This is a genomic window from [Flexibacter] sp. ATCC 35208 (assembly GCF_001975825.1).
Taxonomy (GTDB): Bacteria; Bacteroidota; Bacteroidia; order Chitinophagales; family Chitinophagaceae; genus Chitinophaga.
On the sequence record NZ_MTKN01000183.1, the window covers coordinates 1 to 1,201 of the forward strand.

The following is a 1,201-nucleotide window of genomic DNA, read 5'->3' on the forward strand; positions in this document are numbered from 1 at the left end:
ATTTTTAACAGCTCTAGGGAGGATTTAATTTCATGTTTCTGGGCCATACCTAAACATAAATTAGTGATCAAAAAAATGTTGTCCAAATAATTTTCATAAAAATAAATTTTAAAACTGATAATCTACATCCGGATGCATGAAATGTATCTTCAAATGTATCTCCAACATAATCGTCTCACTGACCGCTACTTGTAAATGTTTTGCAAGAATCTAATTTTGCTAAAGTCATTAAAACCGATTTAGAGAGATCTTGCCAACCGCTCGTATTTCCATTTTGCACACCTTTGACGAAATCATTAATACCATTACCGATATTTACTGCAAAATTCGAAATACTGTTTTCAATGGCACTATAATTAATCCGAGCACATAATTTATATCCATAGTGTCCAGCAGTAAAACCAGTTATACCACCACCAATAGTAGCTAACGAGAGATCATTTCCTGTTAGACCATTATTTTCTGCAGTTGATTTGCAACATCATTGGTTGGATATGTAATCATCACCAGAGAAGGATGGTGCGATAACGCATTGGTAATATTCTTTGTAGTATCTATTAGTGGCATATCTTCCTGAACGGAATAATTTTCAGGCACTCACTGATAGTGTAAACTGCTACAGCGAGATTAATAAAATAAAGTGTTTTTTTATTATCCAGGGTAGCCAACCTTAACCCGTTTACCCACCCTGAATCAGTTGGATTAGCTCCTATACCTGCTGCGGAAGAGGAACCTCTAATTACGATATTAGCGGATTTTGAGCCGGCAGACTCTCCTGGATTATTTACTGTTTCTATGCTTTTAGTACACGAAAACCAAAACACAACGAATAACCCAAGTATTTAATTTCTCATTATTATTAATATAGCGTTAACTAAAGAGCTCCCAGGCTGTTAACCAGTGTAAGGTATTTATCAAAATCGAACTTCTTTTTGCTTAAATGTTCATATAATTTATACCAGGGATGATACTTTTTCTCACTTGCATCTATTAAAATTGGCATAAAATAGGGTCTGTATCCATACTTCTTTTCTACCTGCCAATGGGCACTAGTTCCTCTTTTTATCTTCTCCCCAATAAAAATTCCTAATGGTATAAACAAATCTGTATTTCGATCGTCAGGATCAATTTTATTCACCCTTTTTGAAATTTCCTTATAATAGGAAGCGTCATCCTTATTTACATCAATTTCCAAATCTAA

At 34.2% G+C, this 1,201-nt stretch carries 1 protein-coding gene; it reads right to left on the reverse strand.

What is annotated here, in order from left to right; all coding sequences use genetic code 11:
- Positions 1-874 precede the first annotated feature (874 nt).
- Positions 875-1,201, reverse strand: a 327-nt coding sequence (locus BW716_RS37360; protein WP_179091418.1) for a hypothetical protein, incomplete at its 5' end; no start/stop codon positions are given.